At 72.1% G+C, this 14,097-nt stretch carries 12 protein-coding genes and 1 pseudogene; 10 read left to right on the top strand and 3 right to left on the bottom strand.

Translation table 11 applies throughout. The annotated features are described in order from the left end of the window. A pseudogene (locus ACOV8S_RS17795) lies at nt 1-881 on the top strand (hypothetical protein); the annotation flags it as partial. A gap of 65 nt (nt 882-946) precedes the next feature. Here the strand turns inward: ACOV8S_RS17795 and ACOV8S_RS17790 are convergent. After that, nucleotides 947-1,459, bottom strand: a complete 513-nt coding sequence (locus tag ACOV8S_RS17790) for a GNAT family N-acetyltransferase (RefSeq protein WP_448318751.1) — start codon at nt 1,457-1,459, stop codon at nt 947-949. Between the two features lie 208 nt (nt 1,460-1,667). Continuing rightward, on the bottom strand, nt 1,668-2,177 hold the full coding sequence (locus tag ACOV8S_RS17785; RefSeq protein WP_448318749.1) for a GNAT family N-acetyltransferase: 510 nt from the start codon (nt 2,175-2,177) through the stop codon (nt 1,668-1,670). 144 nt (nt 2,178-2,321) lie between these two features. On the opposite strand from ACOV8S_RS17785, the gene ACOV8S_RS17780 reads away from it, so the two are divergent. Together ACOV8S_RS17780 and ACOV8S_RS17775 are read left to right on the top strand one after the other, a co-directional pair. Continuing rightward, on the top strand, nt 2,322-3,614 hold the full coding sequence (locus ACOV8S_RS17780; RefSeq protein WP_448318902.1) for a geranylgeranyl reductase family protein: 1,293 nt from the start codon (nt 2,322-2,324) through the stop codon (nt 3,612-3,614). A 221-nt stretch (nt 3,615-3,835) separates the two neighbouring features. Further along, nucleotides 3,836-5,188, top strand: a complete 1,353-nt coding sequence (locus tag ACOV8S_RS17775) for a hypothetical protein (RefSeq protein ID WP_448318747.1) — start codon at nt 3,836-3,838, stop codon at nt 5,186-5,188. A gap of 70 nt (nt 5,189-5,258) precedes the next feature. Here ACOV8S_RS17775 and ACOV8S_RS17770 read toward each other — a convergent pair whose 3' ends face one another. Further along, entirely contained in the window at nt 5,259-6,074 is an 816-nt protein-coding gene (locus tag ACOV8S_RS17770; RefSeq protein WP_448318745.1) for a C40 family peptidase, read from the bottom strand. Nucleotides 6,075-6,799: 725 nt separating this feature from the next. On the opposite strand from ACOV8S_RS17770, the gene ACOV8S_RS17765 reads away from it, so the two are divergent. The 7 genes from ACOV8S_RS17765 to ACOV8S_RS17735 form a co-directional block, all read left to right on the top strand. Next, nucleotides 6,800-7,159, top strand: a complete 360-nt coding sequence (locus ACOV8S_RS17765; protein ID WP_108954882.1) for an NADH-quinone oxidoreductase subunit A — start codon at nt 6,800-6,802, stop codon at nt 7,157-7,159. 32 nt (nt 7,160-7,191) lie between these two features. Beyond that, nucleotides 7,192-7,746 carry a NuoB/complex I 20 kDa subunit family protein gene (locus tag ACOV8S_RS17760; RefSeq protein WP_108954881.1) on the top strand — a complete coding sequence of 185 codons (555 nt, stop codon included), beginning with the start codon at nt 7,192-7,194 and terminating at the stop codon, nt 7,744-7,746. Continuing rightward, nucleotides 7,743-8,495: an NADH-quinone oxidoreductase subunit C gene (locus ACOV8S_RS17755; RefSeq protein ID WP_448318743.1), complete on the top strand. Its 753-nt coding sequence runs from the start codon at nt 7,743-7,745 to the stop codon at nt 8,493-8,495. Before ACOV8S_RS17760 ends, ACOV8S_RS17755 begins: the two co-directional genes overlap by 4 nt. Beyond that, a complete protein-coding gene (locus tag ACOV8S_RS17750; RefSeq protein WP_448318742.1) occupies nt 8,492-9,814 on the top strand; it encodes an NADH-quinone oxidoreductase subunit D in 1,323 nt (440 codons plus the stop codon). Before ACOV8S_RS17755 ends, ACOV8S_RS17750 begins: the two co-directional genes overlap by 4 nt. A 47-nt stretch (nt 9,815-9,861) precedes the next feature. Next, the gene (gene nuoE / locus ACOV8S_RS17745; protein ID WP_448318901.1) at nt 9,862-10,767 is read left to right on the top strand and encodes an NADH-quinone oxidoreductase subunit NuoE; all 906 of its coding nucleotides are present in this window, start codon (nt 9,862-9,864) and stop codon (nt 10,765-10,767) included. Next, nucleotides 10,767-12,119 carry an NADH-quinone oxidoreductase subunit NuoF gene (gene nuoF / locus ACOV8S_RS17740; RefSeq protein WP_448318741.1) on the top strand — a complete coding sequence of 451 codons (1,353 nt, stop codon included), beginning with the start codon at nt 10,767-10,769 and terminating at the stop codon, nt 12,117-12,119. The genes nuoE and nuoF overlap by 1 nt, the downstream gene beginning before the upstream one ends. Then, a partial coding sequence (locus tag ACOV8S_RS17735) for an NADH-quinone oxidoreductase subunit G (protein WP_448318739.1) occupies nt 12,116-14,097 on the top strand: 1,982 nt, incomplete at its 3' end. The genes nuoF and ACOV8S_RS17735, both read left to right, overlap by 4 nt.

The following is a 14,097-nucleotide window of genomic DNA, read 5'->3' as shown; positions in this document are numbered from 1 at the left end:
CGCCGCAACGGGCCCCCCGCCGCGACGGCGCGGTCGAGGCCGCCCTCCGTACCGGGCTGCTGACCGCCGTCGGCGTCCTGCTGCTGGCCCTGTTCGCCGGGTCCGGCGGCGGGTCCGGGGAACTGTCTGTCACCGTCTCACCCCTGCGCGCGGCGCTCGTCGCGCTGCTCGCCGCCGTGGTCGTGGTCGCCGCGGTGGCGGGACGCGAGGAGCTGGCCGGGTGGCGGGCGGCCCGGCCGGGGCCGGATCTGCTGCTGCGGGCCGGCGGCACCGCCGTGCGGGCCGTGGCCGCCGTGCTGGCGCTGTGCGGCACGGTCGTCGCGGTGCTGTTCCTGCTGGCCCTGCTGGACGTGCACGTGCTGCCCGGGAGCGGCACCGGGACGGGCGGTGACGACGCGGTGGTCGTCCTGGCCCTGCTGCCCAACCTGGCGGTGTACCTGCTCGGGCTGGCCTGGGCCGTGCCGGTGCGGTGGAACGGCTTGATGCTCGTCGGCGAGGACCAGCTGGGTGTGCGCCACACCTTCGGGCTGTCGGAGCTCGCCGACACGGGCCCCGCTCTCGCCGTGGGCGCCCTGCTGCTCGGCCTGCTCTGTGCGGGGCTGATCGGGTGGATCGTCGCCCGGCGCTCCACCGGTCCCGCCGACGCGCTCCTGGCCGGCGGCCTGGTCCTCGTCCTGTTCCTCGTGCTGGCCGCGTGCGGCACGGTGACCGCCGACCTCGTGGAGGGGGCCGGCTTCGGCGACGAGTTCCTGCACGACATCGTCCTCAGGCGCACGCTGATCCACGTCGGCCCGGACCTCGGTCTCGCCGCGCTCCTCGGCATCCTGTGGGTGCTCGGTCCCGCCGCCGTGGCCTCCCGCTTCGCGCGGTCGCGCACCTGACGAGGGCCGCGGGGGCGGGACAGGGCGCAGGCCCCGCCCGCCCCCGCGACGGCGCCGGCGGGACGTCAGCTCAGGGACAGCCGGTACATGTTCCAGTCCCGCTGCGTGTCCGGAGCGATCAGCCGCTCCTCCAGTTCCATGCCGAGGCGCCGGGTGACCGCTATGGAGCGCTCGTTCTCCGCGTCGACCATCGCGATCACCGAGGTGAGCCCGCTCTCCCGCAGGACATCCAGCGTCCGCAACGCCGCGGCGGTGACGTAGCCACGGCCCCAGTGGGCGCGGCCCATCCGCCAGGCGACCTCGATCGTCTCCGGGTCCGGCCCCCACTCCTGCCCCCACGGCTGCGCGCCCACGAAGCCGACGACCTGGTCGTCCTCGTCGAGCACGGACCACAGGCAGAAGCCGTACTGCTCGGCGTAGCCCCGCTGCCGGGCGGTGATGCGCTCGTAGGCGGCCGGCGAGGCGGACTTCCCGCCGAAGAACTCCATCACCTCCGGGTCGTCGAAGAGGTCGTGCCAGGCCACGGCGTCCTCCTCGGTGGGGACGCGGAGTTTCACGACGGGAAGAGATCGAGTCACGGAAGGTCCTTCGGGGCCGGAATGGAGCGGTCGGTGCATCCTGCCAACGCGACCCCCGTCACGGCACCCCTGTTTCCGCGTCGTTCCCTGTGGTCAGGACGCCGGAGCCGCGCTCGGGCCTCGGAGCCGCGCCCCGGGCCTCGGAGCGGCCGTCAGGCTCCGGAGCGGCCGTCAGACCCCGGACCGGCCCCGGCCCCCGCTGCAGCCCTCAGGTCAGGGCCAGCCGGTACATGTGACCCTCCCGCGAGCCGTCCGGGACGACGAACCGCTGCTCCAGCTCCATGCCGAGCCGCCGGGTGACCGCGACGGACCGCTCGTTGTCCGCGAGGACCATCGCGACCACCGACTCGACACCGGACTCCCGCAGCCGGTCCAGCGTCTGCAGCGCGGCGGCGGTGACGTAACCGTGGCCCCAGTGGGCGCGGCCCATCCGCCACCCGATCTCGATCTCGCCGACCGCGGGCCCCCAGTCGTGCGGCCACGGCTGCGCGCCGGCGAACCCCACGACCTCGTCGTCCTCGGTGAGCACCGACCAGAAGCAGAAGCCGTGCTCGGCGTCGTTCCGGCGCTGACGGGCGGTGCTCTCCTGGTACGCGGACAGCTCCCTGGGGCCGCCGAGGAACCGCATCACCTCGGGGTCGCCGAACAGGGTGTGCCACGTCCAGGCGTCCTCCTCGGTCGGCACGCGGAGTCTCACGACAGGCAGCGTTCGGTTCACGGGACGTCCTTCGGCCGGAGACGGGTGGTCGCTGCATACACTGCCCATGTCGCACCCCGTCGGCACCCTCGATCCCGGGGAGATTCCGCAGTGCCCGAGCCGCTCCCCGCCACCACCCAGGCCCAGGTCCCCGACGACGAGGCCGTGCCACTGCCCGGCACCGAGGCCTTCCCGCAGACCGCCGACGTGATCGTGGTCGGTGCCGGCCCCGCGGGGTCCACCGCCGCGTACCACCTGGCCCGTGCCGGACTCGACGTCCTGCTGCTGGAGAAGACCGAGTTCCCGCGCGAGAAGGTGTGCGGCGACGGCCTCACCCCGCGCGCCGTGAAGGAACTGGTCGCGATGGGGATCGACATCTCCCCGGAGGCCGGCTGGCTGCGCAACAAGGGCCTGCGGGTGATCTCCGGCGGGATGCGGATGGAGCTGGACTGGCCCCAGCTGGCGACCTTCCCCGACCACGGCCTGGTCCGGCGGCGCGACGACTTCGACGAACGGCTGGCCCACCAGGCGCGGAAGGCCGGCGCCCGTCTCCTCGAGCGCTGCAACGTCACCGGGCCGGTCCTGGACGACCGCACCGGCCGGATCACCGGCGTCCACACCAAGCTGGGCGAGGACAAGCGGCCGGTGACCTTCCGCGCCCCGCTGGTGGTGGCCGCCGACGGCAACTCCAGCCGCCTCTCCCTGGCGATGGGTCTGCACCGGCGGGACGACCGCCCGATGGGCGTCGCGGTGCGTACCTACTTCACCAGCCCGCGCCACGACGACGACTACCTGGAGTCCTGGCTGGAGGTGCGGGACCGCCCGGAGCCGGACGGCCGTCTGCTCCCCGGCTACGCCTGGGTCTTCGGCATGGGCGACGGCACCTGCAACGTCGGCCTGGGCGTCCTGGACGCCTCGCTGCCGTACCGGGACCCGGACTGGCGCGGCGTCCTGAGCCGCTGGTGCGCCTCGCTGCCCGAGGAGTGGGGCTTCACCGAGGAGAACATGACCGGCCCGGTGCGCGGCGCGGCGCTGCCGATGGGGTTCAACCGGCAGCCGCACTACACCGCCGGACTGCTGCTGGTCGGCGACGCGGCGGGCGCCGTCAACCCGTTCAACGGCGAGGGCATCGCCTATGCGATGGAATCCGGGCGGATCGCCGCCGAAGTGGTCGTCCAGGCCCGCGCCCGCCGCGGCGCCGAGGGCCGGGAGGCGGCGCTGCGGCACTACCCGCAGGTCCTGAAGGCCGCCCACGGCGGTTACTACACGCTGGGCCGCGCCTTCGTGAAGCTGATCGGCCGGCCCGCGGTGATGAAGCTGGCCGCCGAGCGGGGCCTGTCCCACCCGCAGCTGATGCGGATCGCCTTCCGGCTGGTCAACAACCTCACCGACCCCACCGGCGGCGACGCCGTCGACCGGGTCCTCAACGCCCTCGCGAGGATCACGCCCCGCTCCTGACCGCGCGCGGTGGACGCACGCCGGAGCGGAACAAGGGGAGTCGACCGCTTCGTGACCGTGCCCCCGGCAACTCGGTGCGGGCGCGGAGCGTCCTACGCCGTGAGGGCGCCGCCCGGCGCCTCACAGCGACAGGGGGGCAGCACATGAGATCACGGACGAGACGGACGCGACGCCCGCTCGGGGCGTCCGCGGGGCGCCTGCGCGGGAAGGCCTGGGGAGCCTTGGCGGTCGCGGCGCTGCTGCTCGGCGGCACGACGGCGCACGCACAGGCCGCCACGGCCGCCACCGTCGGCGCGGAGGAGCCGCTGCCGGTCTCCGTCGGCTTCTCACCGGAGCGGATGGACGTGCGGGCGGGCGAGTTCCACGAACTGTTCCCGTACCTGGAGGTGCCGGGTTCCGAGCCGGAGCCGGACCCGGAGACGGGAGCGGTGCCCCCGGTGCACGACGGCCCGTACACCCTCACCTTCGACGCGACGGGCCTGGACGGCGTGGCCTCGGTGGACCTGCCCTGCGGGGACGGCCCGGTCACCACGTGCTCGTACGACCGCATGTACTGGCCGGACTTCCCGGTCGCCGCCCTGTCGCTGCGGATCGACGAGGACGCCGCCGCCGGCGCCACCGGCGTCCTCACGGTGACCGGCCAGGGGGAGGGACTGGTCTTCACGTCCAGGCCGCTGACCGTCACGGTCCTCGCACCGGAGCACCAGGAGCCCGCCTACCAGGAGCGGGTCCTGTCCGAGCCGCCCGGGTTCCGGGCCGGCGAGGTGTTCCCCGCGCCGCTGGGGTTCCGCAACGCAGGGGCGGACGGCCAGGGCGCCGTCCTGCGGGTCACCGGAACCCGTGGTCTGTCCTTCGCCCGCGACCACGACAACTGCTGGTACGCGGAGAGCACCGACGGACCGCCGGCCGGCCAGGGCGCCGAGGCGGTCTGCGTGCTGCCGGGCGTCTTCGAGGCGGGCGAGCGGTACGAGCTCACCGAGCCCTTCGCGGTCACCGCCCGGGACTTCGCCCTGCACGACACCCTCGCCTACACGGTGGTCGGGGGAGGCCCGGCGCGGGCCGGGGAGCTGATGGCGGGCCGGGAGTACCAGCAGGGCACCGGCGCCCCGCTGACCGTGCGCCGTGCGGCCACCGCGCCGGCCGAGGGGTACGCGGACGACGACGCGCTGGTCCTGCCGGACACCGGTGTCCTTTCACTGGCGGCGACCGGTGACACGGCGCGCGGCGGCATCGGCCGCACGGTGACCGTGGAGGCGGGACTGAGGAACGCGGGGCCCGCCTGGTACTCGGGCGCGGGCGGCGGCGAGCCGTTGGCGCTGGTGTTCCGCGCGCCCGAGGGCTCCACCGTGACCGGCGCCCCCGACTCCTGCACCCCGGACGGGGACGGCGGGTACCGGTGCGAGCCCGGCGCGGTCGCCGAGCACACCCACCGGAGCTACGTCTTCCGGCTGCGGATCGACAGGATGGTCCACGACGCGACCGGAACCGTCACCCTCACGGGCGACCTGTCGCACGACGCGGACCCCGCCGACGACACCGCCGCGGTGGTGCTGAACCCCGTCGGCCGCCCCTGAGCGGACCGGCCCGGGACACGGCGAAGGGCCGCAGCCCCCGAGGCTGCGGCCCTTCGCGATGTCGGGAACGTCAGAGGACGCGGACCGCGCCGGACGGCGGGTCGTAGTCCAGGGACGCCTGGATGACGCCGGTGCCGGAGTTCTGCGCGCCGACGAACTGGCCGCCGCCCACGTAGATGCCCACGTGGTACGCGCTGCCCGCGCCACCCCAGTAGAGGATGTCGCCCGGCTGCAGGTTGCTCAGCGAGACCTGGGTGCCCGCCACGGACTGGCTCTGGGAGACGCGCGGGAGGCTGACGCCGACCTGCTTGTAGGCGGCCTGGACGAGGCCGGAGCAGTCCCAGGCGTTGGGGCCGGTGGCGCCGGAGACGTAGGCGTCGCCGATCTGCGCCTTGACGAAGGCGACCACCGAGGCGGCGGAGCCCGTGGCGGCGGTGCTGGAGTTGGAGTTGGAGCCGGAGGTGCTCGCGGCCGTGGTGGTGAGGGTCTCGCGGGAGGAGTCGCGGGAGGCGCGCTCGGCGGCCTCGCGGGCGGCGGCCTCCTCGGCCTTCTTCTTGGCCGCGGCCTCGGCCTTGGCCTTCTCGAGGTTGCGGTCGGCCAGTTCGGCGGCGCGCTCGGCGGCGGCGTCGCGCTCGGCCTGGAGCTCGTAGGAGGCGGCGGCGGAGGCGGTGGCCTCCGCGGAGAGGGCGACCTCGGTCGACAGGTCGGCCGTGAGCGTGGGCAGTTCCAGCGTCTGCGTCACGGACTCGGCCGCAGTCGCCGTACCCGAGGCGCCGGCCACGGCCAGGGTGCTGAGAACGCCACCGGCGACCCCTGCGCGCACTGCGATCTTCGAGGCGCTGCGGCGGGGCTTCCGGTGGCTGCGTATGTGAGCGGTCTGGGACATGTGCACCAGACCTACCAGGGGTTCACGCTCCCTTCAACAATCGTGCCGTCCGCCACATTTGGCGTCCCCCGTCCCCCAAGATGCGCGCACGGAACGGATATTGGTGCCCAAAGGTGCGAATCGGGCGCGGCGTTACGAGGCTGTGAGCACTGACTTCCGTCGTTACGCCCGATTTGCCCTCGCTTACCATCCGTGCACGACTTCGCCAACTCGGGACCCCGTGAACGGTTCCCGGATGTGGCGGAGGTCACGGAGAGGTCACTGTCGTGATCTTCCCGTGTCGCTCGTGAACGCGCGCACACGCTCCGGGCCGGCCCGGAGTCCCCTCCGCGCCCCGGTTCCACCCTCTTCGAGGGAAGCGGGCGCTTATATCAATGATCAACATCCACCGCGAATTTGCATGCATGGTAAGTCTCTTGATATGGAGACGCGCGCTCTGGCCTGCGTGGATGAGTCAACTTGTCACTTCGTGTGATCAGTTGTGTGCGTGCAGCGTCAAGATCCAAGCTGTCCGGGGCCGTTGGAGGCCGCTCAGGTGGCAGAGATCACAAAGCCCGTCTCGTATCGCGTGTCGCAGATCACAGACCACCAGGCATAAGATGCGGAGCAGCCGGGCTTGTGACCTGCTTCACATGTTCTCGATCTTCGTGGACACGGTGAGGCAGCCAGCGAACCCGGTGTGCAATCGCCAGCAGTCCAGTGCCGACTGAGAGGAGCGAGGAGCGGTGAACGCGTATGCGCCCATCCTCGTACTGGGAGCCCTCGGGGCAGGCTTTGCGATCTTCTCCGTGGTCATGGCCACGCTTATCGGTCCAAAGCGCTACAACCGAGCAAAGCTCGAGGCGTACGAGTGCGGTATCGAGCCGACCCCTCAACCGGCCGGCGGTGGGCGATTCCCCATCAAGTACTACCTGACGGCGATGCTCTTCATCATCTTCGACATCGAGATCGTCTTCCTCTACCCGTGGGCGGTCACCTTCGACGCCCTGGGGATCTTCGGGCTCGTCGAGATGCTGCTCTTCGTGCTCACCGTCTTCGTCGCGTACGCCTACGTGTGGCGGCGCGGCGGCCTGGAATGGGACTGAGAGCCCCCTAGGGGCCTGAGGGGCTGAGAGACATGGGACTCGAGGAAAAGCTGCCGAGCGGATTCCTGCTGACCACCGTCGAGCAGGCGGCGGGCTGGGTGCGCAAGTCATCCATGTTCCCCGCCACGTTCGGCCTGGCGTGCTGCGCCATCGAGATGATGACGACAGGCGCCGGCAGGTACGACCTGGCGAGGTTCGGCATGGAGGTCTTCCGCGGATCGCCGCGGCAGGCCGACCTGATGATCGTGGCCGGGCGGGTGAGCCAGAAGATGGCCCCCGTCCTGCGCCAGGTCTACGACCAGATGCCCAACCCCAAGTGGGTGATCTCCATGGGGGTCTGCGCCTCGTCGGGCGGCATGTTCAACAACTACGCGATCGTGCAGGGCGTCGACCACATCGTGCCGGTCGACATCTACCTCCCCGGCTGCCCGCCGCGGCCGGAGATGCTGATGGACGCGATTCTCAAGCTCCACGAGAAGGTCCGCACCTCCAAGCTCGGCGTGAACGCCGAGGAGGCGGCCCGGGAGGCGGAGGAGGCGGCGCTCAAGGCCCTGCCGACCATCGAGATGAAGGGCCTCCTTCGATGAGCGACGCCAAAGAACCCGACAGGCACCACGAGCCGAACCCGGAGAAGGAGCTCTCCGCCTCGAACCTCCCCGGACAGCGGGGGGACCACGGCGAGGAGATCCGCGTCCAGCGCGGCATGTTCGGCGCGAACAACGGCGGCGACACCTCGGGTTACGGCGGCCTGGTCCGCCCCGTGAGGCTCCCCGGCCCGTCCTCCCGGCCCTACGGCGGCTGGTTCGACGAGGTGGCCGACGAGCTGGAGGGCGCCCTGGAGGAGCAGGGGCTCCTTCCCGAGAACGCGATCGGGCGCACCGTCGTCGACCGCGGCGAGCTCACCTTCCACATCGAGCGCGAGCACCTGCTGCGCGTCGCCCGCACGCTGCGCGACGACCCGGCGCTGCGGTTCGAGCTGTGCACCGGCGTCAGCGGCGTGCACTACCCGAACGACAAGGGCCGCGAGCTGCACGCCGTCTACCACCTGCGGTCGATCACCCACAACCGGCTGATCCGGCTGGAGGTCAGCGCGCCCGACGCCGACCCGAGGGTCCCGTCGCTGGTGTCGGTGTACCCGACCAACGACTGGCACGAGCGCGAGACGTACGACTTCTTCGGCATCGTCTTCGACGGCCACCCGGCCCTCACGCGGATCATGATGCCGGACGACTGGCAGGGCCATCCGCAGCGCAAGGACTACTCCCTCGGCGGCATCCCCGTCGAGTACAAGGGCGCCCAGATCCCGGCTCCGGACCAGCGGAGGTCGTACTCATGAGCACGCAGTCGGCAACAGCCCGCGAGACCACCGAGGGCAAGGTCTACACGGTCACCGGAGGCGACTGGGACGAGGTCGTCGAGGCGGCCGCCAAGGCCGACGACGAGCGCATCGTCGTCAACATGGGTCCCCAGCACCCGTCCACGCACGGCGTGCTGCGCCTGATCCTGGAGATCGAGGGCGAGACGGTCACCGAGGCCCGCTGCGGCATCGGCTACCTGCACACCGGCATCGAGAAGAACCTCGAGTACCGGACGTGGACGCAGGGGACCACCTTCGTCACCCGCATGGACTACCTGACCTCCTTCTTCAACGAGACGGCCTACTGCCTCGGGGTGGAGAAGCTCCTCGGCATCGAGGAGCAGGTACCCGAGCGGGCGACGCTCATCCGCGTCCTGCTGATGGAGCTCAACCGGCTCTCCTCGCACCTGGTGTGCATCGCCACCGGCGGCATGGAGCTCGGCTCCACCACGGTCATGATCTACGGCTTCCGGGACCGCGAGATCATCCTGGACCTGTACGAGCTGATCACCGGCCTGCGGATGAACCACGCGTACATCCGGCCGGGCGGCCTGGCCCAGGACCTTCCGCCGGGCGCCGTGGACCAGATCCGCGAGGCGGTCAAGAAGCTGAGGAAGAACCTCCCGGAGTACGACAAGCTCGCCACCGGGAACCCCATCTTCAAGGCGCGCATGGAGGACGTCGGCTACCTGGACCTGGCCGGCTGCATGGCGCTCGGCGCCACCGGCCCGATCCTGCGTTCCACCGGCCTCCCGCACGACCTGCGCAAGACGCAGCCCTACTGCGGCTACGAGACCTTCGACTTCGAGGTCCCGACCGCCGACACCTGCGACTCCTACGGCCGGTTCCTGATCCGGCTGGAGGAGATGCGCCAGTCGCTGCACATCGTCGAGCAGTGCCTGGACCGGCTGAAGCCGGGACCGGTGATGGTCGCCGACAAGAAGATCGCCTGGCCCGCCCAGCTGGCCCTCGGCCCGGACGGTCTCGGCAACTCCCTCGACCACATCCGGAAGATCATGGGCACCTCCATGGAGGCCCTGATCCACCACTTCAAGCTGGTCACCGAGGGCTTCCGGGTCCCGCCCGGCCAGGCCTACACGGCGGTCGAGTCGCCCAAGGGCGAACTGGGCGTGCACGTCGTCTCCGACGGCGGCACCCGCCCCTACCGGGTCCACTTCCGCGACCCGTCCTTCACCAACCTGCAGGCCATGGCGGCGATGTGCGAGGGCGGCCAGGTCGCCGACGTCATCGTCGCCGTCGCGTCCATCGACCCCGTGATGGGAGGCGTCGACCGGTGACCACCACACCTGCCCAGGGCACACCCTCCCAGAGCGTCGGCCTGGGAATGCCCGAACTGCCCGCCCCGGACTACCCGGCGGACGTGCGGACCCGGCTGGAGACCGACGCGCGCGAGATCATCGCCCGCTACCCGGACTCCCGCTCCGCGCTGCTGCCGATGCTGCACCTGGTGCAGTCGGAGGAGGGGCACGTCACCCGCACCGGCATGCGGTTCTGCGCCGAGATGCTGGACCTCACCACCGCCGAGGTCACCGCCGTCGCCACCTTCTACACGATGTACCGGCGCCGGCCGAGCGGCGACTACCAGGTGGGCGTGTGCACCAACACGCTGTGCGCGGTGATGGGCGGCGACGCCATCTTCGAGGACCTCCAGCAGCACCTGGGCGTCGGCAACAACGGCACCACCGCCGACGGCAAGGTCACCCTGGAGCACATCGAGTGCAACGCGGCCTGCGACTTCGCCCCCGTGGTGATGGTCAACTGGGAGTTCTTCGACAACATGACGCCGGCCACCGCCCGGCAGCTCGTCGACGACCTCATCGAGGGCCGCCCGGTCTCCCCGACCCGCGGCGCGCCGCTGTGCACCTTCAAGGAGACGGCGCGCATCCTGGCCGGCTTCCCCGACGAGCGCCCCGGCGCCGTCGAGGCGGGCGGCAGCGCCGGTCCCGCCTCGCTGCTCGGGCTCCGCCTCGCCAAGGGCCAGCCGCTCGGCGCCCGCGTCGTCCACCCGCGCGACGCCGCCGCACGCGACGCCGACCGCCCGGACGCCGCCTCGCGCGACGCATCCTCGCGCGACGCCGCCCCGGGCGACGGGCCGCGCACCGGGCCCTCGCCCGCGTCGCACCCCAGCTCGCACGACGCGCCGAGCACCACCTCGGCGTCCGACCCGGCCCACCCGGCAGGACCCGTGCCCGGCTCGGCCGGATCCGCCGAAGAAGAGGAGGGGGAGTGATGAGCGTGGCGACCGGAGAGCTCAACGAGACGAGCCCCGACAAGCTGCTCGCTCCCGTGCTGTCGGCGTTCTGGGACGAGGACCGTTCCTGGACCCTGGACGTCTACCGCCGGCACGACGGCTACGAGGGACTGCGCAAGGCGCTGACCATGAGCCCCGACGAGGTCATCGCCTACGTCAAGGACTCGGGCCTGCGCGGCCGCGGCGGCGCCGGCTTCCCCACCGGGATGAAGTGGCAGTTCATCCCGCAGGGCGACGGCAAGCCGCACTACCTCGTCGTCAACGCCGACGAGTCGGAGCCGGGCACCTGCAAGGACATCCCTCTTCTCTACGCGAACCCGCACTCCCTCATCGAGGGGATGATCATCGCCTGCTACGCCATCCGCTCCTCGCACGCCTTCATCTACCTGCGCGGCGAGGTCGTCCCCGTGCTGCGGCGGCTGCACTCCGCCGTGCGCGAGGCCTACGCGGCCGGCTACCTCGGCGAGAACGTCCTGGGCAGCGGCATCGACCTGGACATCACCGTGCACGCGGGCGCGGGCGCGTACATCTGCGGCGAGGAGACGGCGCTGCTCGACTCGCTGGAGGGCCGCCGCGGCCAGCCGAGGCTGCGCCCGCCCTTCCCGGCGGTCGCCGGCCTCTACGCCTGCCCCACCGTGGTGAACAACGTGGAGTCCATCGCCTCGGTGCCCGCGATCATGCACCACGGCAAGGAGTGGTTCCGCTCCATGGGCAGCGAGAAGTCCCCGGGCTTCACGCTGTACTCGCTCAGCGGCCACGTCGCCAACCCCGGCCAGTTCGAGGCCCCGCTCGGCATCACGCTGCGCCAGCTGCTCGACATGAGCGGCGGCATGCGGCCCGGCCACCGCCTCAAGTTCTGGACGCCCGGCGGCTCCTCCACCCCGATGTTCACCGACGAGCACCTCGACGTCCCGCTGGACTACGAGGGCGTCGGCGCGGCCGGCTCCATGCTCGGCACCAAGGCCCTGCAGTGCTTCGACGAGACCACCTGCGTGGTCCGCGCGGTCACCCGCTGGACCGAGTTCTACGCGCACGAGTCCTGCGGCAAGTGCACCCCCTGCCGCGAGGGCACCTACTGGCTGGTCCAGCTGCTGCGCGACATCGAGGCCGGCAAGGGCGTGATGGCCGACCTCGACAAGCTCAACGACATCGCCGACAACATCAACGGCAAGTCGTTCTGCGCCCTCGGCGACGGCGCCGCCTCGCCGATCTTCTCCTCCCTCAAGTACTTCCGCGACGAGTACGAGGAGCACATCAGGGGTCGCGGCTGCCCCTTCGACCCGGCGAAGTCCACCGTCTGGGCGGACAAGCACATGGAGGTGAACGCATGACCGCGCCGACCAGTGCTCCCTCCGGCGGCGGACCGGGAGCGGTGCCCCCGGAGGACCTCGTCTCCCTGACCATCGACGGCGCCGAGATCAGCGTGCCCAAGGGCACCCTGGTCATCCGGGCCGCCGAGCAGCTCGGCATCGAGATCCCCCGGTTCTGCGACCACCCGGCCCTCGACCCGGCCGGCGCCTGCCGCCAGTGCATCGTCGAGGTGGAGGGCCAGCGCAAGCCAATGGCCTCCTGCACCATCACCTGCACCGACGGCATGGTGGTCAAGACGCAGCTGACCTCCCCGGTGGCCGAGAAGGCGCAGAAGGGGGTCATGGAGCTGCTGCTCATCAACCACCCCCTGGACTGCCCGGTCTGCGACAAGGGCGGCGAGTGCCCGCTGCAGAACCAGGCGATGTCGCACGGCAACGCCGAGTCCCGCTTCGAGGGCCACAAGCGCACCTACGAGAAGCCGGTGCCCATCTCCACCCAGGTGCTGCTGGACCGTGAGCGCTGCGTGCTCTGCGCGCGCTGCACCCGCTTCTCGAACCAGATCGCCGGCGACCCGATGATCGAACTCGTCGAGCGGGGCGCCCTCCAGCAGGTCGGCACCGGCGTGGGCGACCCCTTCGAGTCGTACTTCTCCGGCAACACCATCCAGATCTGCCCGGTCGGCGCGCTGACCTCGGCCGCCTACCGGTTCCGGGCCCGCCCGTTCGACCTGATCTCCAGCCCCTCGGTCTGCGAGCACTGCGCGGGCGGCTGCGCCACCCGCACCGACCACCGGCGCGGCAAGGTGATGCGCCGGCTGGCCGCGGACGACCCGCAGGTCAACGAGGAGTGGATCTGCGACAAGGGCCGCTTCGCCTTCCGCTACGCCCAGCAGCGCGACCGCCTGGCGACACCGCTGGTCCGCAATGCCGAGGGCGTGCTCGAGCCGGCCTCCTGGCCGGAGGCGCTGGAGGCCGCGGCCCGCGGGCTGAACATCGCGCGCGGCCGGGCCGGCGTGCTGACCGGCGGACGGCTCACCGTCGAGGACGCCTACGCGTACGCCAAGTTCGCCCGGATCGCGCTGGACACCAACGACATCGACTTCCGGGTCCGGACGCACAGCGACGAGGAGTCCGTCCTCCTCGCCTCCCGGGTCGCCGGACGCGGTGTGGGCCTGGACGGAACGGGCCTCACCTACACGACGCTGGAGAACGCGCCCGCCGTGCTGCTGGCCGGCTTCGAGGCGGAGGAGGAGGCCCCCGGCGTCTTCCTGCGGCTCCGCAAGGCATGGCGCAAGCACGGCCAGAAGGTGTTCTCGCTCGCGAGCCACGCCACCCGGGGCCTGACCAAGGCGGGCGGCACACTGCTGCCGGCCGCCCCCGGCACCGAGACGGCCTGGCTCGAGGCGCTGGCCGGCGGCACCGGCCTGGAGGGCGACGCCCCGAAGGTGGCCGAGGCGCTGCGCGCCGAGGGCGCGGTGATCCTGGTCGGCGAGCGGCTCGCCGCGGTACCGGGCGGGCTGACCGCCGCGGTCCGGGTGGCCACCGCCACCGGCGCCCGCCTGGCGTGGATCCCGCGCCGGGCCGGCGAGCGCGGCGCGATCGAGGCCGGCGCGCTGCCCGGGCTGCTGCCCGGCGGCCGCCCCGCCCACGACCCGCAGGCCCGCCGCGAGGTGGCCGCCGCCTGGGGGACCGCCGCCCTGCCCGAGCGTCCGGGGCGCGACACCGCCCGGATGCTCGACGCGGCGGCCGAGGGCGAGCTGGCGGCGCTGGTCGTCGCCGGCGTCGAGGTCGCCGATCTGCCCGACCCGGCCCTGGCCCGCCGGGCGCTCGCCGAGGTGGGCTTCCTGGTCTCCCTCGAACTACGGCCGAGCGAGGTCACCGAGCACGCCGACGTGGTGCTGCCGGTGGCCGCGGTCGCCGAGAAGGCCGGCGCCTTCGTCAACTGGGAAGGAAGGGTTCGCCCCTTCGAGGCCGCCCTGAAGCCCGACCAGTCGGGCAC

This window comes from Streptomyces sp. CO7 (genome assembly GCF_053474865.1).
This window is presented reverse-complemented; position numbering and strand designations above follow the sequence as displayed.